Source organism: uncultured Shewanella sp., from assembly GCF_947501225.1.
GTDB lineage: Bacteria > Pseudomonadota > Gammaproteobacteria > Enterobacterales > Shewanellaceae > Shewanella.
Map to the genome: position 1 here is coordinate 40,046 of NZ_CANMUW010000013.1, position 21,159 is coordinate 61,204.

The 21,159-nt window shown below is 48.1% G+C and carries 16 protein-coding genes; 9 read left to right on the plus strand and 7 right to left on the minus strand.

The window, feature by feature from the left end; all coding sequences use genetic code 11:
- The first annotated feature begins 114 nt into the window (after positions 1-114).
- Entirely contained in the window at positions 115-1,821 is a 1,707-nt protein-coding gene (gene narQ, locus Q1B47_RS16660; RefSeq protein ID WP_299795971.1) for a nitrate/nitrite two-component system sensor histidine kinase NarQ, read from the plus strand.
- A gap of 88 nt (positions 1,822-1,909) precedes the next feature.
- On the plus strand, positions 1,910-2,539 hold the full coding sequence (locus Q1B47_RS16665; RefSeq protein WP_299795973.1) for a response regulator: 630 nt from the start codon (positions 1,910-1,912) through the stop codon (positions 2,537-2,539).
- A 74-nt stretch (positions 2,540-2,613) separates the two neighbouring features.
- Here Q1B47_RS16665 and Q1B47_RS16670 read toward each other — a convergent pair whose 3' ends face one another.
- The 3 genes from Q1B47_RS16670 to fkpA all read right to left on the minus strand — a co-directional run bounded on the left by Q1B47_RS16670 (position 2,614) and on the right by fkpA (position 5,600).
- Complete coding sequence (locus Q1B47_RS16670; RefSeq protein WP_299795976.1) at positions 2,614-2,988, minus strand: YacL family protein; 375 nt, start codon at positions 2,986-2,988, stop codon at positions 2,614-2,616.
- A gap of 363 nt (positions 2,989-3,351) precedes the next feature.
- Positions 3,352-4,518 (minus strand): nucleotide sugar dehydrogenase, encoded by a 1,167-nt coding sequence (locus tag Q1B47_RS16675; RefSeq protein WP_299795979.1) that lies wholly within the window; start codon positions 4,516-4,518, stop codon positions 3,352-3,354.
- Between the two features lie 302 nt (positions 4,519-4,820).
- Positions 4,821-5,600 carry an FKBP-type peptidyl-prolyl cis-trans isomerase gene (gene fkpA / locus Q1B47_RS16680; RefSeq protein ID WP_299795982.1) on the minus strand — a complete coding sequence of 260 codons (780 nt, stop codon included), beginning with the start codon at positions 5,598-5,600 and terminating at the stop codon, positions 4,821-4,823.
- A 166-nt stretch (positions 5,601-5,766) separates the two neighbouring features.
- Between fkpA and Q1B47_RS16685 the strand changes: the two genes are divergently transcribed.
- From Q1B47_RS16685 to Q1B47_RS16710, 6 genes are all read left to right on the plus strand, one after another.
- Positions 5,767-6,726 (plus strand): hypothetical protein, encoded by a 960-nt coding sequence (locus Q1B47_RS16685; protein WP_299795984.1) that lies wholly within the window; start codon positions 5,767-5,769, stop codon positions 6,724-6,726.
- A gap of 8 nt (positions 6,727-6,734) precedes the next feature.
- A complete protein-coding gene (locus Q1B47_RS16690) occupies positions 6,735-6,947 on the plus strand; it encodes a SlyX family protein (RefSeq protein WP_299795987.1) in 213 nt (70 codons plus the stop codon).
- Between the two features lie 195 nt (positions 6,948-7,142).
- Positions 7,143-8,510: a hypothetical protein gene (locus tag Q1B47_RS16695; RefSeq protein ID WP_299795991.1), complete on the plus strand. Its 1,368-nt coding sequence runs from the start codon at positions 7,143-7,145 to the stop codon at positions 8,508-8,510.
- A 22-nt stretch (positions 8,511-8,532) separates the two neighbouring features.
- The gene (lpoB, locus tag Q1B47_RS16700) at positions 8,533-9,126 is read left to right on the plus strand and encodes a penicillin-binding protein activator LpoB (protein ID WP_185817515.1); all 594 of its coding nucleotides are present in this window, start codon (positions 8,533-8,535) and stop codon (positions 9,124-9,126) included.
- 200 nt (positions 9,127-9,326) lie between these two features.
- Complete coding sequence (gene pepN, locus Q1B47_RS16705; RefSeq protein ID WP_299796000.1) at positions 9,327-11,966, plus strand: aminopeptidase N; 2,640 nt, start codon at positions 9,327-9,329, stop codon at positions 11,964-11,966.
- Between the two features lie 214 nt (positions 11,967-12,180).
- Positions 12,181-12,393, plus strand: coding sequence for a hypothetical protein (locus tag Q1B47_RS16710; protein WP_299796003.1), 213 nt, complete (start codon positions 12,181-12,183; stop codon positions 12,391-12,393).
- A gap of 116 nt (positions 12,394-12,509) precedes the next feature.
- Here Q1B47_RS16710 and Q1B47_RS16715 read toward each other — a convergent pair whose 3' ends face one another.
- On the minus strand, positions 12,510-13,070 hold the full coding sequence (locus Q1B47_RS16715; protein WP_299796006.1) for a phosphoribosyltransferase family protein: 561 nt from the start codon (positions 13,068-13,070) through the stop codon (positions 12,510-12,512).
- A 487-nt stretch (positions 13,071-13,557) separates the two neighbouring features.
- The gene (locus tag Q1B47_RS16720; RefSeq protein ID WP_299796009.1) at positions 13,558-15,324 is read right to left on the minus strand and encodes an alkaline phosphatase D family protein; all 1,767 of its coding nucleotides are present in this window, start codon (positions 15,322-15,324) and stop codon (positions 13,558-13,560) included.
- A gap of 197 nt (positions 15,325-15,521) precedes the next feature.
- Between Q1B47_RS16720 and Q1B47_RS16725 the strand changes: the two genes are divergently transcribed.
- Positions 15,522-15,941 (plus strand): CBS domain-containing protein, encoded by a 420-nt coding sequence (locus tag Q1B47_RS16725; RefSeq protein ID WP_299796011.1) that lies wholly within the window; start codon positions 15,522-15,524, stop codon positions 15,939-15,941.
- 79 nt (positions 15,942-16,020) lie between these two features.
- Here the strand turns inward: Q1B47_RS16725 and Q1B47_RS16730 are convergent, their stop codons facing one another.
- Both Q1B47_RS16730 and Q1B47_RS16735 read right to left on the minus strand, forming a co-directional pair.
- Positions 16,021-18,840, minus strand: a complete 2,820-nt coding sequence (locus Q1B47_RS16730; RefSeq protein ID WP_299796014.1) for an FAD-binding and (Fe-S)-binding domain-containing protein — start codon at positions 18,838-18,840, stop codon at positions 16,021-16,023.
- A 79-nt stretch (positions 18,841-18,919) separates the two neighbouring features.
- The gene (locus Q1B47_RS16735) at positions 18,920-20,563 is read right to left on the minus strand and encodes an L-lactate permease (RefSeq protein ID WP_299796016.1); all 1,644 of its coding nucleotides are present in this window, start codon (positions 20,561-20,563) and stop codon (positions 18,920-18,922) included.
- Between the last annotated feature and the right edge of the window lie 596 nt (positions 20,564-21,159).

Consider the following 21,159-nt stretch of genomic DNA (forward strand, 5'->3'; position numbering starts at 1 on the left):
TAAATGTGTTGTTGGTCACACTTTTGCACTTTTGTTAATCTAGTCAAGAGTTAACTAATTTAGGCCACCAATAAAAAGTAGCTTAAAAATACTAATTTAGTGAGTTTTTACATAATGAAAAAAGGCAGCTTAACATCGACTATTTTAGGGTTAATGTTAACTTTAATTCTCCTCTCGAGCGGATTAGCAACATTTTCCATAATCAATTTGTCGTATAGCCTGGGAGATGCAAAAGCTATCAACGCATCTGGTTCTCTGCGAATGCAAAGCTACCGCCTGATGTTCTACGCAAATTCAGGCAGTGATGAGGCTGATGAAAAAATCGAGGAGTTTGAAAACACCCTATATTCAGAGGCGCTAAAACGGTCTCAAGCCTGGTACAGCTCTCAAGCATCAACGGATCAATACCAGTTAGTGATCAGTAAATGGAAACTGATGAAGCTCTATATTCAGCAGGAAAACTCACGTCTCTATGCGGCGGCGCTCAAGGACTTCGTCGATACCATTGACCTCCTGGTTCTGGAGATGGAACATCATGCCGCCTTCAAGATCAAATTACTGGCAGCAAGTCAGATATTTGGTCTCGGATTGATGCTGCTCATCGCGTTTATTGCGGTCCGTTTTACCAAGAAAAAGGTGGTCACCCCACTACATAAACTGATGGAGTCGGCAAATACGATATCCAAGGGAAATTTCGATATCGAGATGCCCTCGACAGACTATGTAGAGCTCAGCGCACTGAGTAATGCCCTGCAGAGCACAGCCAAAGAACTTTCAGCCCTTTATAAAGATCTTGAATCGCAGGTTAAAGAGAAGACATTTGCACTGACAAGAGCCAACGATGAGCTGACCCTGCTTTATGACAACCTGGTCATGTTGCACTCAGGAACACTCGATATCGACACCCTAAAGAAAGCATTGAATCAACTAAGGGCCCATGAACCTCACAGCTTTCTTCGCTTAGTCATATGTCAGGGTGATGAGGAGGATAAGCAGGTTATCGAAGCCGATGGAGGTTGGCCTCTTGCCACATCGAATCAGATAAACTTCCCGTTAAAATTTGAAGACAACGAGCTCGGCTATCTGGAGGTCATCTCCAATGAACAGCCTAACCATCCGCTATTTGAAAACTTTGCCATAATGCTCGCACGTTCCATCGTGATCTACAGTGCTGGAGAGCAGAAACAGCAACTGGCACTAATGGAGGAGCGTGGTGTCATCGCAAGAGAGCTACATGACTCACTAGGGCAACTGCTTTCATTTTTAAAGATACAGGTAAACCTGCTATCTAAAGGACTGGACAGTGCCTGTAGGAGCCCCCAGGTGGAGGAGCAGTTATCGGAGATCAACGAAGGGGTAAATACCGCGTATGTACAACTACGGGAGCTGCTGTCCACCTTCCGGCTAACGATCAAAGATCCCAATTTAAGCCACGCCATCGAGGCTATGCTTGAACAACTACGCGGCCAATCCGACATAGATATTTCACTCGACTATAAACTCCCCCTTCAGCTTTTAGGGGCTCATCAACATATTCATGTATTGCAGCTCACCAGAGAAGCGACGTTAAATGCCATCAAGCATGCCAATGCAAAACACATTAATATTCATTGCTTTATGAGCTCAGCCACCGAGGCAACCATCAGCATCAGCGACGATGGCGTCGGTATCGAGAAGCTAAGAGAGCGGGACCAACATTTTGGAATAGGTATTATGCATGAGCGCGCCAGCCGCTTATCGGGTATAGTAGAGTTCAGCAGCAACCCTGAGGGGGGAACAACGGTTACACTCACCTTCCCGCCTCAGCAGGAACCATCTTAGATGAAGAAGATAATCAAAGCCTTGCTTTGGATTAATAAGACCAATAACTACTCTGATGTTCACACCTCAGCAGGAGGAAGTATAAAAAATGGGTAAGCCATATTCCGTTCTCGTTGTCGATGACCACCCACTGCTACGCCGTGGGATCTGCCAACTAATCACCTCTGATTCAGATTTCACCCTCTTTGGCGAGGCAGGCAGTGGTTTAGATGCACTTTCAGCTATCGAGGAAAACGAGCCCGATATTGTCCTCTTAGATCTTAATATGAAAGGCATGACGGGCCTGGATACACTCAACGGCCTGCGTCAGGAAGGCGTAACATCCCGCATCGTCATTTTAACCGTATCGGATGCAAAGCAAGATGTCATTCGGTTGGTAAGAGCTGGTGCCGACGGTTACCTGTTAAAGGATACCGAGCCGGATCTCCTCCTGGAAAAGCTCAAGAATGCGATGCAGGGCCACAGGGTGATCAGCGAGTCGGTCGAAGATTTTCTTTATGAGCTAAAGGACGCGGCCGAAGAGGAGGAGTGGCTGAATAACCTGACTCCAAGAGAGCTGCAAATTTTGCAACAGGTCGCCGAAGGGAAGAGCAACCGGGTTATCTCGGAGCTACTGCACATCAGTGAAGGAACGGTAAAGGTTCATGTGAAGAACCTACTGAGAAAAGCTAACGCTAAATCGAGAACGGAGATGGCTGTCAGATACTTAAATCAGTAATCATCCACTGGTCAAGCAGTGTTAAACACTCATGGGAGAGGCAGTCAAGGTAGCCTCTCCTACTCTACTCGCTACTAGCGAGTTTCATCTAAAAACTCCCGCCACTTCACCAGTGCCTCATTAAAGTCTTCCAGACCACAGAATGCTTCAGACTCGCCATCATAGAGTGACATAGACTCATCAAAATCAAGCTCCTCGCCATTTTCCAGCTCATTGGCAAACACTCTCGCTTGCTCACAATCGAGTTCCAGGGACAGAGCCTTTCCCACCCATCTCCACTGAGATAAACGGGTCGACTGAAGCTGAGCAATCGCCTGACAAATTTCAGTATACTTGTCTCTGTTCTCACCCAACTCCTCTGCAAACCAAAAGCCCAACACCTCATGATCCATGCTGAAATTGGCAAGCACAGTTCCTGTTAAGGTATTGCGTCGAAATTCATATTCCATAATCTTAAACCTGAAAAAATATCTAACCTAATTCTAACCCAATGAAGGTTAAGATGTGCCATATCTGTTTAAAATAGCCTGATTACTCCCCCCTGAAAATGTTTCTTATGCCCATCGGGTGCCAAAGCTTCATCCGCCGCAGGAATTTATCCTGTCGGCATTTTCCCGCCCCATGAGCTGGAGAGTCGATTTTCTGGTATCCGGGAGATTAAACAGGATAAGAGGAGGATTACTGATATTGCAGGAGGACGCTTACCTTTGCAAAGTGGGAAAAGAGTGTGAAAAATGAATTCAAGAAACAGGTAAAAAAAAAGGTGCAGGATAAATTACCCTGCCCTACTTTTTACTGATTATTAAGCCAACTCAATCTGAACCGAAGAGATCGCGTGTGTAAACTTTATCTACTACGTCAGAGAGTTCATCCACCATGCGGTTAGATACAATAATATCAGACACCTGTTTAAACTCACTCAGATCCTCCATGACTTCAGAATTGAAAAAAGCTTTCTCCTTCATCACAGGTTCGTAAATCACCACCTTAATCCCTTTCGCCTTGATCCGTTTCATAATTCCCAGAATCGATGAAGCACGAAAGTTATCAGAACCAGATTTCATAATCAGACGGTATAAGCCAACAGTTTCAGGCTCTTGTTTAATGATGGAATCGGCGATGAAATCTTTACGAGTCACATTCGCATCTACAATCGCACTGATAAGGTTATTAGGAACATCCTGGTAATTCGCTAATAGCTGCTTGGTATCTTTCGGCAGACAATATCCACCATAGCCAAAAGATGGATTGTTATAGTGATCTCCGATACGGGGATCGAGCCCAACCCCTTCAATAATCTGCCTCGATGACAGGCCATGAGTCTCGGCGTAGCTATCCAACTCATTGAAATAGGCTACCCGCATCGCAAGGTAGGTATTTGAGAATAGTTTAATCGCTTCAGCCTCGGTAGCATCGGTAAAAAGCAGTGGAATATCTTTCTTTATAGCTCCCTCAACCAATAAGTCGGCAAATACCTCAGCCCTTTCAGACTGCTCACCGATGACGATTCGCGATGGATAAAGATTATCAAAAACAGCTTTACCTTCACGAAGGAATTCAGGAGAGAATATAATATTTTTGCAGTCCAGCTGAGCAGATAGTCGCTTAGTGTAACCAACAGGGACAGTAGATTTAATCACGATCGTGGCATTAGGATTCAAGCTGATCACATCGTTTACCACTGACTCTACAGACTTGGTATTAAAGTAATTCGTTTCAGGATCATAATCTGTAGGCGTAGCAACAATCACATATTTCGCATCTTTATAAGCAGACTCTTTATCCCGTGTGGCTCTTAAGTTCAGCTCTGCCTTTATCAGGTATTCGTCGGCTTCCTTATCTGCAATCGGAGACTTCCCACTGTTTAATAAATTAACTCTTTCTTCATCAATATCATAGGCAACCACTTCATTATTCTGAGCCAGAATAATCGCGTTAGACAGACCGACATAACCGGTTCCAACGATAACAATTTTCATAAATAACCTTTCAACAATTGACAAAAAATGCCTCTGAGCCCGAGGATTGTAATTCAGAAAGACATGGGGGAGCAAATAAGCGATGCGGTACAGATCTGAGTAATTATACTCAGTTCACACATAAAAAATTTAATCCAACATTTCGAAAGTCGGGGTTAAATAAAACTACTTAAAGTAGCACGCTGACGAATCAAAACATTATTTCGGTAGAAAAAAACGGCACCCGCAATTGAGGGTGCCGCTCTATTTAAGTTGCGAATTTAGAACCTAACCAGGCTAGTGGTTCTATATCTGCCCACTCTTTAGTGAGCATGGCCGTCTGTTGCAGCTTCCGCTGTCGGTGCGGCAGCTTTCTCGATAGAGAGAAGTTCAACTTCGAAAACCAAGGTAGAGTTCGCAGGAATCGACCCCGTATCACGGTCGCCGTATGCAAGCTCTGCCGGGATAACGAACTTATACTTAGCGCCAACAGGCATCAACTGAACACCTTCGGTCCAACCAGGAATAACGCGGTTAAGCGGGAACTTAGCCGGTTGACCACGTGCAACAGAGCTATCAAACTCGGTGCCGTCGGTGAGGGTACCAACATAATGCACCTCAACGGTATCTTCCGCTGATGGCTTATCACCTGTGCCCGGAGTCAATACTTCGTACTGAAGACCAGACTCTGTTGTAACTACGCCCTCTTTAGCCTTGTTAGCATCTAAAAATGCTTTGCTTTCAGAGAGGGCTTTCTCAGCAAGTGCAGCTGCCTGGGCCTGACGCTTTTCATTCAGCTTCTCGTCTAGTCCCTGAAGAACAGTTTGCATCTCCTCTTCGGTGAGTTTGAGCTCATCATTCAGACCGTTAGTGAAACCGGTAATGATAAGGCTACGATCTACCGACAGGCCTAACTCTTCCTGCTCTTTGATATGACCTGACATATACTTACCGATAGAGGCGCCGACGCTGTAGGCTTCTTTCTGTGCTTCTGTTTTCAATTCGACATTGGCAGCAGTTTCAGCTGTTTTTTGTTCTTGGTTACAAGCAGACAGACCGATAACGGCCAACGCAACCAGCGAGATTTTATAAATTGATTTCATTAAAGCTTCCTCAGCATCTTCTTGTAGTTACAATAACCTTACTCTTATAAGGCGAACCACTTTATACTAGTTAAATACGTTATTCCAATTACATTATCTAAGTTTGCTGATCATAGATAAAAGTAATGACACTTGAGCTACAGACAACAGGATAGGGAGCAAGTTCATGAAAATATTCTTCACGCTTGTTTTTTGTGCTCTTCTTGTTACCGCTTGTCGGCCACAAGCCATAGATACGTACCAGCTAATAACTGAGCCCAGTTACGATGCCAGTCTCTCGGAGCAGGGCGACATGGCCTTAATCAGCACCGCCAATAGCGGCTTACAATTATGGGATCTCGATACCAATCAACAAATGTTCACCTGGATCCATGGCAAGAGTGATAATAGTGTTGTCGATACAGCGATATCTCCGGACCAGAAATATGCCGCCTCTTTGAGTCGAACCTCTGTCGCACTTTGGAATGTTGTCGATGGCAGCTCACTGGGTTGGTGGTCACTTCCCTCCACGGGTCAGAGCGTTGCACTGGCAAACACCGGCGCTTTATTGATAGGGCTCAACGATGGTAGCGTCATGTCCCTTCGTCCCAATAACGGCTCACTGATTAAATTCCTTGGCCATAGTGAAAAAATTAACAGCGTATCTCTTTCAGCCGACGGTAAACTTGCATTAACGGGGTCAAATGATCAACATGCTATTCTATGGAATGCGGCAACCGGACAACCGATACATGACTGGAAACTGGATAATCGCATCATCAGCGTTGCCCTGAACCAGGCAGGCACGCTCTCATTTATCGGCGACAGTACCAACATAGCCAAGATTATCGATAACAGGCGTGGGGAACAACTCAGCCAGTTAAGTATCATTCGCAGAAAAATGAACTTTTCAACCGCTCGATTTTCAAATGAGGATACCTTGCTTATCACAGGCACACCGGCGAGAGAAGTTATAGTATGGAGAGTCGAAAGCGGGCGAAAACTCGCCAATTGGCAAGTTCAGCGAACCAAACGTGCCCAAATTAAGGGAGCCGTTGTATACTCTGTCGCTAACAAGGATCCTGATCGGATCATCAGCATCAGCAGTAACGGCCTGATAGAAACCTGGCCAATGCCCGTCCATTAGAGGTAAAAATGGATCAATTAGAAAGAAGAGTCGAAGATCTTGAGATGAAACTGGCGTTTCAAGAGGGAACCATAGAAGAGCTGGACCAACAGGTGATAAAGCTCAATGACCTGCTCGCAACACAGCAGGAGCAGCTGCGTATACTTATCACTAAGTTGCAATCGGTAGAACCCAGCAACATGGCCAGTCAGTCCGAAGAGTCGCCACCTCCTCACTATTAAAAGTAGTCAGGCCACTTCCGGATTGACTCCCCCTATATGGTATAAGGGACGCTATGATGACTCTTGCTCATTTTTGATAACCGAGTCAGGCTGGATTCAGCTATAGCATGTTTAAATTCGGATGTGGTTAAATGCAAAATATGGACATTGAAGGATCAAGATGTTAGCCATTGCTCAAGTCGGTGAGGCCTCACAATGAAAAGATGGCTACTGCTCTGTCTGCTTAGCCTATTAGTCAGTGGCTGTGCGCTAAACAGTATCTTAATCAGCTACCCCTCCCAAATCGCTCCGGTAAAGGCACAACTCAACACCGCTAATCCGATTAAAGGGGTGCGTGAGATCGAATCAAATATCTCAGGTGCCGATGGACTCCTGTATGCACAGGAAGCCGGTAGGGTCGCACAGATCAGCGGAGACTTCGAAGCAAGCAAGCGGTATTACCAACAAGCCGTTGCCGGCTATCTTGAGTTTGACGATAAGGCGACGGTGAGCGTTACCGATATCGGAGCGACCGCCAGCAGCTTGTTTATTAATGATAATGTGATCCCCTATCGTGGCCCGGGCTATGAGCGGGTGATGCTGCACCAATATCAGGCACTAAACTATATCTTCAGTGGCGATAAACAGGGTGCCCTGGTCGAAGTCAGGCGCAGTAACGAGCTACAAAGCTTTGAACAAGCCAGGTATCAAAAATCGAACAGCTCAGTTCAAGCGATGGCGAACGGCACCATTGACGCCGAAGTTAACAGGCTGGAAAAGGCGGCTGGCTCACTCACCAGTTCATTTCTTAATGCCTATAGCTACTACACCACAGGTGTACTGCATGAGCTGTTGGGCGAGCCTAATGATGCATTTATCGATTACCGTAAAGCCGCACAAATATCTCCCGATAACCCCTACCTGCAGAAAGACCTGGTTAGACTCTCGAAGCAGTTATCTATGCCTCAGGCAGATGAATTCGAACGTCGCTGGGGGAAAGCTACAACGGCGAAAAGAGATCAGGGTGAGGTCATTTTGCTGATCGAACGTGGGTTTGTGCCTGAAAAGCAAAGCTTCAGCGTCCCCTTCACCATCCACGGAAACTGGCAAACCGCCTCACTTGCTACCTATACTTCTAACTCACGCCCCGTATCTCCGGGAAAGGTTAAGGGACTAGGCAAGAGCCTGACAGCATCGCCGATAGCAAACATTGACGCACTGGCGATCACGGCACTCAAAGAGGAGTTGCCCGCCGCACTCATTCGTCAGGCCGCACGTATTTATGCCAAGTCTGAGATGGCCCGAAGTGTTGAGAGCGAATCGAAGAAGCGCCGTAACGAGACCGATCTCGGCGTAATTGCAATGCAGATATTTAACGTTGTCACAGAGCAGGCAGACAGACGCAGCTGGCTCACTCTTCCCAAGCAGGCTCAAATTGCGCGGACCTACCTTGATAATGGCCCTTATTCGATTCAACTGGATAATGGAACGCCCGCTCAGATAGAGGTAAAAAGCGGAAGAACAACGCTGGTTTGGGCAGTAGACACTGGAAATTACACACGTTTTTATTCAATAATCATCTGATAAACATTTAATGGAATTCACTATGAAACATTTCAAACTTATTTTTATGCTAGCTGTAGCCATTGGCCTGGCAGGTTGCCAATCTAAAGTCGAATATGGTGATGCCACAGAAGTGGAAACCGTTAATGAAAACTTCGGCTCCAGCGATCTTCAGGCCATCGCCGCCAAGATGGTCGACAGCATGCTGACCTTCCCGCCGGTCATGGTGTTAACGGCTAACGATCGACCTATCATGTTTGTCGATAAGATTAAGAACAAGACCTCTGAGCATATCGATACCGAATCGGTCACCGACTCTATCAGCAATAAGCTACTTCGTTCGGGTAAGTTCCGCTTCATCGACATGACAAAAGTCGACGCAGTACGTAAACAGCTGGATTATCAAAATAATGCCGGCATGGTAGACCCATCTACAGCCATAAGCTTCGGCCGCCAGATCGGTGCTCAATATATGCTCTACGGCAACCTGTCCAGCATAGTCAAGCAAGATGGCAGCACCAAAGATGTCTACTATAAGATGACGATGCGCCTGATGGATCTCGAAACGGGCCTTATCGAATGGTCTGATGAAAAAGAGATCCGTAAAGTTAAGTCTAAGTCTTTCCTGGGCTTATAGCCTTTAGAATATAGGCCGCACCAGAGAAGGGAGCTACATTCATAGCCCCGAGGCCAGAAGGTTTTTAAAATGCCGGTCAGCTCCTGACCGGCATTTTTTATTTAGGCTAAAAACAGTCACTGTTATCGCCCCTATCGCACACAGAATAAAAATGAGTTAGTGTATCGGGCATAAAAATAATAAGCCTAAGGATCTTTGCTGTGAATCTGCTGCGTGTCTGTCTACTCTTAATGCTCTCTGCCTCAATCATCTCCTGCAGCAGTACAGAAACACCACAGCCGACACGCTTGGAAACTAACACCTACATCAGCCAGCAGCAGGCACAATCCCGTTCAGACAGGATCTCCGGGGTGAGTTATCAACTCGAGTTCACCTTAACCGGTCAGAGCGAGTTTAGCGGGGTAACCCGGGTAAATTTCACCCTATCCGATACAGACTCTCCCCTGACCTTAGATCTCAATCAGGCCACGATTAACAGCTTTATCATCAACGGTCATAAGATCTACCCAAGATACAACGGCAACTACTTCACTTTAAACCCCGGCCTGTTAATCTCCGGCGATAACACCATAGAGGTCGCCTATACACGAAAACACAGCACCAATGGTGAGGGGCTGCATCGCTTTGTCGATCCTATCGACAGCAAGGTCTACCTCTACTCTCATTTCGAGCCTGCCGCCGCACAGCAGATGTTTGCCCTGTTCGATCAGCCCGACCTGAAGGCCAGCTACCAGCTCACCGTCACCGCACCTAAAGAGTGGGTCGTGATCAGCGCCATGAGAGAGCAGAGCATAACGGCAATGGGAGAGATGAACCGCTGGCACTTTCCGGCCAGTCCGAAACTAAGCCCCTACAATTTTTCGCTACATGCCGGCCCATACCATATGTGGCAGGATAACAGTAGTAAGTACCCACTACGCCTATTCTCCCGTCAATCGGTCGCAGAGCAGGTCACTCCCGAATACTGGTTTACTTACACCCGGCAGGGATTGAGTTTCTTCGATGAGTATTTCGGCATCTCCTACCCCTTTAATAAATATGATCAGCTGCTGGTTCCCGACTTCCTCTACGGCGCCATGGAAAATGCCGCCGCCGTGACCTTCAGTGAAAATTATTTCCTGCATAAGACAGAGATGACCTTAGCTCAAAAACAGAGCCTGGCCGGAGTCATCATGCATGAGATGGCCCATCAATGGTTCGGTAACCTGGTCACCATGAAATGGTGGAACGGTCTATGGCTCAACGAAAGCTTCGCCTCCTTCATGGCCACACTCGCCACCGCTGAAGCCACCGAGTTTACCCATGCGTGGCGAAGTTTCTATGCCAAGGGAAAACAGAAAGCCTATGAACAGGACAGCCGGGTCACGACACACCCCATCGAAGTTCCGGTCGCCACCTCAGGCAACGCCTTCGATAATATCGATGCCATCACCTATCAAAAAGGGGCGTCGGTACTGGTGCAACTCAACCACCTTTTAGGCACTAAGGTGTTTAAGCAGGGAGTACAGCACTACCTGACACAATACAGCTACCAGAATGCAGAACTGCAAGACTTTATTACCAGCTTAGGTAGCATAGCCAGACGCGATCTCAGCAATTGGAGTGATGAGTGGCTCAACCATAGTGGCGTAAATACGATAAAGGCCGAATTTAGCTGTGAAGCAGATCGCATCTCCTCCTTCGCCCTGCTGCAACTTCCTGCAAGTGAGGCCCTGCCAAAATTAAGAGAACAGAAGATACAACTTGGCCTGTTTACCAAGGGGCGACGGGAACTGCATCTGAATGTCACAGTCCCGGTAACTTATAAAGGTGCGAGAACCGAAGTAAAACGACTCATTGGTGTCCGCTGTCCGGATCTCGTATACCCCAACTATCAGGACTGGGGGTATGTGAAAGTCCTACTCGATGACAAATCATTCGATACGGCCAGACAAGATCTCAACATGATGAAAGATCCCATGTTGAGATCTATGCTATGGCAAAGTCTTTGGGACAGCGTATCGAGCGGCGCTCTTCCCCTGGACAGGTATCTGGGCACAGTATTTATCAACCTGCCACACGAGAAAGATTACATCATCCTCGGTCAGGTGTTGGCTAACCTCTACCAAAGCAAGTCTTACCTTGAGCAGATGCAGCCTATCCATCTAAGCTACACGGATAGAGTACTTAAAGGGCTGGCGCAGATGAGCCTGAGAAATACCATGTCAAATACCGGCAATAGCGACTTCCAGCGTCGCTGGTTCGATGCCTATATTCACTTTTCACGAACTCCACGAACCTTGGACCACCTTGAGCAGCTGCTGCAGGGAAGAGCCCAAATAAGGGGATTAACACTGGATCAGGATACTCGGTGGAAGATCATCACCCAGCTCAACCGTTATGATCATGGCGGCAGCCGAAAATTGCTTGAGGCGGAGCAGAAAGTCGATGGCAGTGACTCCGGAGAGAAAGCAGCCATCGCGGCACTGGTGTCCAGACCCGAGGCCAGCATTAAGCGTCAATGGCTTAACCGCATCGAGCATACTCAGACCTTGCCGTTTTCCAAACTCAGCACCGCAATGTCTCACCTCTATCCGGCTGAGCAGAAAGTGCTGAGTGCCGCCACCTCCGAGCAGAGGTTAGCCGGCTTAGCTAAGATAGACAGCGAAAATGACCCGGTGTTTATGCGCAGTTATGCCGCTAAGCTTATTCCGACTCAATGTGACCATGCGGGCATAGCCCGGCTACAGAAAGCCATCGATAAACATACGCAGCTATCTATGGGAACCCGTCGCGCGCTGTTGGAGGTACATCAGGAGGAGAAACGATGCGTGCTCATCAAAGAGAAGCTGTTGCACTGAGCACCTTAGCGTATATGGTGATAAAGTCGCAAAATTCACTAAATGATCATGACAGCAGAGAAGCGCAAGCCAAACAAAAAATATAATCATCTGATATAAAACAATATATTTTTTGGCATAGAGTTTGTATTCTCATTTGTATTCAGTTACTACAATCACTCAAATTCGAATATATTTGTAGTAGAAAAACATAAGAGCAGAGGGAATCAGGATTATGGGACCATTTGAAGTCATGGCCATCGCCATTATCGCAGTTTTTGGCGTAAAGGCTTATAAAGAGTTTAACAACAGAAAAGCCAGTGTCGATAACAGCGAAGTGGATGCACTGAAGAGTGAGCTGGTCAAGTTACAGCAGAGAGTCGCCACTCTTGAAACCATAGTGACCGATAAATCCTACCAACTGAGTGAACAGATAGACAGATTATAAAGGTCTAAGAAAACAGAGAAAGCTCACTTAGCTCATAATAAGAAAGGCCATCACCTAGGTGATGGCCTGACAACAGCTTTAAGCACTCGCTTCAAAGATCAGCTTTAAAAGAAGCCTTAGACAAACAGATGCTTAATATTTTTCAGATCGCTCTTACCGTTTTCCAGATCTTCGGCAGAGAGCCCCGATACTTCATGAGGGAACACTAACCACTCTTCCGACTCATGGATGTAGTAATCAGGTTTCAGCGGAACTGCGGTGTTCTTTGGCTTGTAGTATGGACAGGCAATACGTACATCCTGAGGCATGTTTAAACGCATCAGCTCTGCCAGCTTCTCTTTAAGCGCATGAACACTGCGACCGGAATCGAAAACATCATCGACAATCAAGAGCCCGTCGCCTGCATTTGCATTCTCGACGATATAGTGCAAACCGTGAACCTTAATTTGTTTGCTCTGTTGATTAATGCCGTAGTAAGAGGAGGTACGAACCGCGATATGATCGGTCTCAATCTCCTTAAAGTCGAAATATTCCTGCACTGCGATGCCTATCGGAGCCCCGCCACGCCAGATACCAACAATAAACTGCGGACGAAAACCGCTCTCATAAACTTGAGCCGCTAAGCGAAATGAATCTTCGAGTAGCTCTTGTGCTGTAATAAAGCATTTTTCCGACATCAGACCGTCCCCATCTTGTTATATTAGGTCAACTTGGCAGGTGGGAGCGGACATTCCAAAGACGGGAATGCACCGCAAAATAACCAGTTTGAAAATATACAGGTTAAAGTGTAGGCACCTACCAGATTTTGGACGCAAATTTTATACTAAAAGTGAATCTAGCGCTGCAAATAAAATGAAAACTTAGACACATGGCGGCATTTTTCAGCTTTAAATTTACCTCAGCCGGGCTCCCCTCTCTTTACGTCTCCGAAGTACAGTTGAAGATGATGGGATAGCCGAAGTGATAAACAACTCCATGTACAAATCCCACATCTTTTCATCCATGGACAAATAGATAGAGATGATGGGATAGCTAAGTAATAGATAGATCCCTGTACAAATACCATATCTTTCCATCCATGGAGATGATGGGATAAGTACATCCATGTACAAAAAAACCACCCGTAAGGGTGGCTGCTATGTAGGACTTCCGGGTAATAATGAGTTAGTCGGCGGCGACGATCTGTGGCACACCGATTTGAGTGACGGCACTATATGCTTTATCACGATTCTCACTAAACTCGGTCGATAAGATGGTATCGACGAAGTGCCAATCACTGCGCACCTGCTCGCTTGTAAACGTTAATACCATAAAGCCCCGGTCACGCAGATTCGTATACTTGAGGCCATCGACCATCTGGGTCACCCCGGCCTCTGTTGCCTCCTGTTGCTCTTGTGGGATCCCCACATAATACTCCAGTCCCGGAGAGGAGACAGAGCTGGTCGCAAATTCGACACCTACGGTATCACCGGCGGCATCGGTCAGCTCATTAGCCCAGGCGTTATGGGTATCACCCGCAGCAACGACCAGGTTTACCCCCTTAGACTTGGCAGTGGCTAAGATAACCTCACGCTCATAGGCATACCCGTCCCACGCGTCTAAGTTATAGGGCACATTTGGCATCTGCAGCAGCGCCATCGCCTCAGGCGTTAACTTATGTTGATTGCCGATCAAAAAGCTATACTCACTGGCGGTTAAGCTAGGGTCGCCCGCCTCGGCACGGGCGGCTAACTGAGCGATAGCCCCTAACTCGGCATATTCGGCAATACTCAACTTCTGCATAGCGATCGCTGCCGGCAGTGACATCTTCCCCATTAGAACCTGTTGGCCGATCAATTGCCACTTACCCGTTGCGGTTAACAGGCTTCCCTGCAGCCATTGCAACTGCTCCGCTCCCAACATAGATCGCTCAGTACTGGTCACATCCAAGGTGAACTTTTCGCTATCCATGGCTTGAGTTGCAGGGTCAATATAGTCTGCGTAGTCCAGAGGCTTGTCTCTGCCCACCACCCGCGTATCCAGCATATGCAGATCCACCAGATCGCCAAAGCTGAATGAGCGGTAGATCTCCTCATGATTACCTTCACGCCACGGACGGATCGGTAACCACTCAAAATAGGCTTGCAGGGCCCCCGTTTTGCGGTCGACAAACTCCCCTTCGCCCTCGTTATGGTTCTCGGCGCCATCGGACCAGGCATCGTTAGCGATCTCATGGTCATCCCATACGGTAATAAACGGCACCTTAGCATGTAGTTTCTGCAGGCTGGCATCGCCGCGATACTGACCATAGCGAGTACGATAGTCACTTAAAGTGAACAGCTCCCCCTCAGGTAGCACTTCACGGCCTAACTCGGCGGCATTCTCACTGGCATACTCACCGCGGCCATATTCATAGATATAATCACCAAGGTGAAGAACCGCATCCAGCTCATCCTGCCCAGCCGCAAGCTCATAAGCATTAAAGTGACCGGCCGGAAAGTTAGCACATGACATCACAGCCAATTTTACCGACTCCACCGCCCCCTGAGGCAGGGTACGAGTGACCCCGGTTTCGGTTACGACCTCTCCGGAGGAGAAACGGTAGTAATAACGGCTTCCCGCCGCTAAACCTATGGCATCCACCTTGACCGTATAATCACGTTCAGCCGAAGTCGTTGTTTCACCATTGGTCACCAGATCGGTGAAGCCTTCGTCGGTGGCGACCTCCCAGGCAACTTTTACCTCGCCCTCCGCTTGGGGGGTTACCCGGGTCCAGAGAATGATGGCACTGTGACTGGGATCGCCACTGGCGATACCATGTAAAAAACTAACCTGGCTAACCTCGGTGTCATCATCACTACTACAGCCCATCAGGCCATATGACACGACTGCGGCGCCTACACCTTTTGCCGACATTGCTAAAAAATCCCGACGAGAAAAAGACCGTTTCATTATTATTCCTTTATTTTTTATATCACTTCTAGTGGTAAGAGGTCTAACTTGCCCCCACTTTGTAACATTGAGATGACATTTTCGCTACAAAAAAATTATCTTAAAATGGTAATCTTGGTAGAATTGTCTAATAAAAACTTGGAATTAAGGCTATATTGACAGTAAGAAGTCGATAAACTGTCCATGGAGTAATAACGATGAAAGTAAGCGATATTATGAGCACACAAGTGGTCTGCATTAGTCACAAGGCCAGCTTAAAAGATGCCCATGAGTTGATGCAGAGCCGAGGAGTACGCCACCTGCCCGTAATATCTGAGTTTGATTCTAAGCTGGTCGGCATTCTTACACACAAGAAGATGATCAGCACTGTGATGGCCATGATGCATAGGTATGGTGGCAACGCATTGGACAGAAAAGAACGCGGGCAGCTCGTTGAAAACCTGATGGATACCGAATTTCAAAAACTCACCGATGATGAGCCCCTCTCCATCGTCGTAGAGTACTTTATCGAGAACAAGCTGGGCTGCCTGCCGGTGGTCAACTCTCAGGGGGGGATTGAGGGCATAGTCACCTCATCAGACTTCGTAAAACTCTGTGCAAACCTGCTGAAACAGTAACACCATCAATAGACCAGAGAAGAGATCGACAAAAAGGGGCTGAAATCAGCCCCTTTTTGTTATTCCAGTTTAATCATGGTTAGCCACGAGTACACTCTTCGAGCAGATAGGCCAGATGGCGATAGGGAACGCCGCTGTGTTGAGTCAGACCAACTTCACACATGCGGTTAGCGTAATAACCCTCTTTCACATCTACAGGGATCAGCTTCTTGATGTTGCGCAGTGCACTGGCATTGATCTCAGGCTTATAGAGCCCCTTCTCACCCGCATAGCCACAACATTCGATCCCCGCCGGACGGATAACCTGAGTACAACAGGCATCGGCTATCGCGGTCATCTTAGGCTCAACCTTCATGGTACGAGCACTACAGCCAAGATGTAGTGCGGCGTGAGACTTCTTCTTAATAGTCAGCTTAGGCAAGAGCTTGTCGTGCATAAACTCAACCAGATCCAATATCTCCACCTGCTCAGTCAAAGCTTTATCGCCACCTAAGGTTCGCTTTGTACATGAAAGTGCATCGATGATCACCGGGAACTTCCCGCCTTGTGTCATGGCAGACACGGCCCTGATCAACTCCAGACGCTTGGCATCGGCATTCTTAAAGTCTCCCTTAGACTCCCACATCTGGCCGCAGCATAGATCCCGTGTCTTCTGTGGAGTGATGACGTTGTAACCGGCTCGCTCCAGTAAGGTCACCACAACCTCCGGCAGTGGTCGCTTATCGCTATCTACAGGCGTAGGACCGAACGTACGTCCGCCACAGGCCGGGAAGTAAACCACAGTCTCCTGCCCGGGCTTAGGGGCTGAAACCCTGGGAAGTTTGCCGCCTTTAGGGAAAGAGGGGTTCCAGTAAGGCACTTCAGAGCTGAGCAATCGTCCAGCCTTCATCATTGTATTGGTGAAGCCGTCGCCGGTGATCTTATGGATCACACCCAGCATATCGAAGCCGGTACTGATCACCTGGTTTACAACACCGAAATGGTCCGCCTGAAAATCGAGGAACTTCTGCTGACCACTGCTGATAGATGGCGTTCTGAGTTTACGCACCAACTGACCCATCTTATTGTCGACCGGACAGGCTATGGTACACAGCTGACAGGCTGCACAGGTATCGATGACATCATATTTAGCGGCGGCGCGCATCTCTTCGGCAGCCTGTTGCTCACCAACTTGCTCCAACCGGGCAATCTCACGCAAGGTGGCAATCCGCTGTCGCGGAGTGAAGTTAAGCGCCGAGGTCGGACAGGTCTTCTCGCAGAAGCCACACTCGAGGCACTTATCGACAAAGTTATCGACCTCCGGGCAGGGCTTAATGTCTTTAACGTGGATTTTGGGATCATCATTCAAGATGACACCCGGGTTCAGGATCCCCTGAGGATCAAAAATATGCTTGATACTCTTCATCAGAGTATAAGCTTCCTCCCCCCACTCCATCTCTACATAAGGTGCAACCGCCCGACCTGTACCATGTTCGGCTTTCATCGAACCGTCGTACTTATTAATCACCATCTTGGCAATTTCATCCATAAAGGCGTGGAAATTGTCAATATCATCCTGAGTCGAGAACCTTGGAGTGATGATGAAGTGGAAGTTACCGGCTAACGCATGCCCATAGATACAACCTTCCGGATACCCGAATTTGTGCATCAGCGCGGTAATATCACTCGCAGCGGTGGCCAGGTGTTCAAGCTCAAACGCCACATCTTCAATGATAACCGAGGTTCCTTTAGGACGTTCACCCGCAACGATAGGGAACAGCCCCTTACGCATAGCCCAGTACTCACCATATACCTCAGCGTCGCTGGTAAAGCTGATCGGACGCAGGAAATCAAACCCTTCAAGCTTAGTCGTCACATCCCGGGTATATAGATCCAAAACATCGGCATCGTCGGCACGGGACTCGATCAACAAGATAGCAGAGTGAGGTGGCAACTCAGATAGCCAGTCAGGCATGCCGGGTTTACCGGTAACAGCCTTGATGGATGGCCAGTCGAGTAGTTCGGCCGCCGCGACGCTCTCGCCATTGATCAATGGAATGGCGCGAGCCGCGTCCTCCATGTTGTGGAAAACGGCCAGGGCCGAAGCCTTAAACTTAGCTTCGTTGACCGTGTGGTAGGTCACCTCGTCGATGAAGGCCAGGGTACCTTCCATACCGACCATAAGGTGATTGATGATATCAAAAGGATCGCTGAAATCGACTAAGGCATTGATGCCGTAACCTGTGGTGTTTTTGATGGAGTACTTCTTACGAATTCTGTCTGCAAGCTTGAGGTTATGACGGGTCTTATGAGCCAGTTGATACACCTCCTCAAGCAGGTTTGCATGGGACTTGGCGAATGCAACCTTAGACTTTTTACACCCCGTATCAAGCTCGGTACCATCGGCGAACAGCAACTTGGCCGACGCTATGGTCTGATAACTGTTTTGCGCGGTACCACAACACATGCCCGAGGCGTTGTTAGCCACCATTCCACCCACCATGGCCGACCCAATCGTCGCCGGATCCGGACCGATTTTTCGGTTGAGCGGCGCTAATGCGGCGTTGGCGTCGGCACCTATGACGGCAGAACCGAGGGTGATCTTTCTGGCATCCTCGCTGACTTCAATCTTTCTGAAACCATCATGGCCCAAAATAAGCAAAATACCTTCACCGATAGCCTGACCGGCCAGGCTGGTACCTGCTGCGCGAAATGTCACAGGTGCATTATGTTCACGGGCAACGGCTAGCGTGTGTTTAACTTCGTCCATGTTCTCGGCATGAACAACGACTTCCGGAACAATTCTGAAATAGCTGGCGTCGGTTGACCAGGCGAAGCGGCGAACATATTCATCCGTTACAGGCTTTTCACCCAACTTCTTACGTAAATCACTTACTACAGCTTTATAATTTATCGACATTGGAGATATCTCTCTACTCGCTATGATTAAGCTCAATCAGAGCCGGGATGTGCGGCTCTGACTGTTCGGGTATCACTTTCTAGAAACCACCCCAAAGGAAGGCTATGGTGCCCGCAATCATGGCGTAGGCTAGTGCTACCGGCATCGTCTTACGGATAATTTCTGACTCTCTTCCCGCCATCCCCACTACGGTTGCGGCGGCAACGACGTTCATTACACACATCATGTTTCCGGCGTTAGCACCAATCCCCTGCAAACCCAGTACCATGGCGTGGTTCATGCCTATGTTGTCGGCAACGCTATACTGCAGACCGGAGAACATCATGTTGGAGAAGGTGGCCGAGCCCGACAGGAAGGCTCCGAAGATCCCTACAATCGGCGATACCCAGGCCCAGACGGCTCCCATAGAGGCGGCCATAGTATCGGCCAGAGCCACAGGCATAGATGTCAGGCCCGCAGCGTTTTCCCCTGAGTTAAGGAAGATCTTCACCATAGGCACAGATGCACCCAGTGAGATGATAGTCGGCACCATAGAGCGGCATGATACCGTCACAGATTCTTTGATTGCCGCAGGCTTCATCTTGAACAGAAAGAAGCCCAGGATACAGACGGCAACGAAGAATGCGCCGGGAGCATAGAAAGTGGCAAATCCCGCCTTAAGCTCAGTTCCAAGCAGCCCGGTCCAACTAATGTTAAAGCTAACCAACCAGGCTTTGAGAGGAGCTACTACACGTGACAATACCAGCAGTGCAGCCATGACCAGATATGGGGTCCATGCCGCAACCTGAGAAAACTGTGTTTTCCCCTCGACCTTACCGGCCCTGTGGGATGGAGCATCTGCAAAGTCATTCCAGGGCTGCTCAGGCAGCAGGTAACCCTTCTTAGCAACCGGAATAACCATTGCCATACCGACCAGTGCGCCGATAACCGATGGGAACTCAGGACCGGCAAAGTAGTTGATCATCCAGGCCGGAACGGTAAATGCGAGACCCGCGAACAGGGCAAATTTCCAGATGGCAAAGCCTTCGGCGAATGATTTGTTACGACCGAAGAAGCCGGTCAGCAAGGAGACGATAACCAAGGGGATCAGGGTACCGGTGACCATATCTATGGTGATCATATGCATGGCAATAAACTGAGCATAGTCTGCGAAACTACCGCCGTGCTCGGCAATCTGTGCAGCGGCCATATTAACGCCGCCAGAGGTCAGTCCCTGCTCCATACCAAACAGTACAGGCAGACCGATGGCACCGAATGATACAGAGGCAGAATCCGCAATAAGGGCAACAACCGCGGCAGCAATAGGTGGAATTCCCAATAACACCAACAGTGGCGCGCCGATGGCAGCCGGTGTACCGAAGCCGGCACTACCTTCGATGAATGAGCCGAATAACCAACAGATGATGATGACCTGCACACGGGCATCGGCACTGATGTTGGTGAAACCTGCACGAATGGTATCCATCGCACCGGAGTATTTTAGTGTATTAAGCAGGAATACGGCACCGAAGATGATGCTCAATGGTGTCAAGGCCGCAAGCAGGCCTTCGACGACAGACGCCGCCAAGAAAGTGCTATCCATCTGCCAGATAAACACGGCGGCCAGGCCGGTTAAGATAGCAGAGATGGGCATGGCCCGTGATGCAGGCATCTTCAGTAATACTAGAAATAGCATTACGCTGATCACCGGCGTTAAACTTGCGAGTAGTTGAATAAAGGTCATGCTTGCCTCTTATTATCCTGTTTTGTTACTTAGCGTTATTTTCAGATACTAGTGGAACTGTTGACTCGTTGGTCTCATGTTCGCCTGAAGCAAGAGCCCGCGAGGGCTGGTACCCGACAAACATATTTTTAACCTGCGGCTAATGATATGGTTTCATGAGGGCGTTTTTTATCCGTGTTTGCACCTAACACCACTAAGGGTTTACACGTAGTTCCCCCCTTATCCCTGTATTCCGGCTTGCTGATTTTTGGCAGGCGACTCGGACAACAGGCACTTTTACCCCATTAATACAGTTACTTATAGACACACCATTTTAGAGCGAGGCAAGGTGTTTCTTGCTCTAATTGTAGACAGCCGGCAATATGATGCAGATCAATTTTGGAGCGATTAACTGTGAAATCTGTTACCGACAGGTAACAAGAGAAGGCGAGAGCCCTGCAAACAGCCGCAAAATAATCCATCCGGATAGCCGTTATCAGGGTTATACAGCTTCCATTTTTGTATTATTTGATAAAAAGGGCTACATATTCTAAATGTTGATCATCGTGAGTGCGTGGTTGCTGCGCCGTTACTAACGGCGCAGTTATTTAGCCTAA

Coding starts and splice junctions, on each gene's coding strand:
- narQ (WP_299795971.1), top strand. CDS start 115: ATGAAAAAAGGCAGCTTAACATCGACTATTTTAGGGTTAATGTTAACT.
- Q1B47_RS16665 (WP_299795973.1), top strand. CDS start 1,910: ATGGGTAAGCCATATTCCGTTCTCGTTGTCGATGACCACCCACTGCTA.
- Q1B47_RS16670 (WP_299795976.1), bottom strand. CDS start 2,988: ATGGAATATGAATTTCGACGCAATACCTTAACAGGAACTGTGCTTGCC.
- Q1B47_RS16675 (WP_299795979.1), bottom strand. CDS start 4,518: ATGAAAATTGTTATCGTTGGAACCGGTTATGTCGGTCTGTCTAACGCG.
- fkpA (WP_299795982.1), bottom strand. CDS start 5,600: ATGAAATCAATTTATAAAATCTCGCTGGTTGCGTTGGCCGTTATCGGT.
- Q1B47_RS16685 (WP_299795984.1), top strand. CDS start 5,767: ATGAAAATATTCTTCACGCTTGTTTTTTGTGCTCTTCTTGTTACCGCT.
- Q1B47_RS16690 (WP_299795987.1), top strand. CDS start 6,735: ATGGATCAATTAGAAAGAAGAGTCGAAGATCTTGAGATGAAACTGGCG.
- Q1B47_RS16695 (WP_299795991.1), top strand. CDS start 7,143: ATGAAAAGATGGCTACTGCTCTGTCTGCTTAGCCTATTAGTCAGTGGC.
- lpoB (WP_185817515.1), top strand. CDS start 8,533: ATGAAACATTTCAAACTTATTTTTATGCTAGCTGTAGCCATTGGCCTG.
- Q1B47_RS16710 (WP_299796003.1), top strand. CDS start 12,181: ATGGGACCATTTGAAGTCATGGCCATCGCCATTATCGCAGTTTTTGGC.
- Q1B47_RS16715 (WP_299796006.1), bottom strand. CDS start 13,070: ATGTCGGAAAAATGCTTTATTACAGCACAAGAGCTACTCGAAGATTCA.
- Q1B47_RS16720 (WP_299796009.1), bottom strand. CDS start 15,324: ATGAAACGGTCTTTTTCTCGTCGGGATTTTTTAGCAATGTCGGCAAAA.
- Q1B47_RS16725 (WP_299796011.1), top strand. CDS start 15,522: ATGAAAGTAAGCGATATTATGAGCACACAAGTGGTCTGCATTAGTCAC.
- Q1B47_RS16730 (WP_299796014.1), bottom strand. CDS start 18,840: ATGTCGATAAATTATAAAGCTGTAGTAAGTGATTTACGTAAGAAGTTG.
- Q1B47_RS16735 (WP_299796016.1), bottom strand. CDS start 20,563: ATGACCTTTATTCAACTACTCGCAAGTTTAACGCCGGTGATCAGCGTA.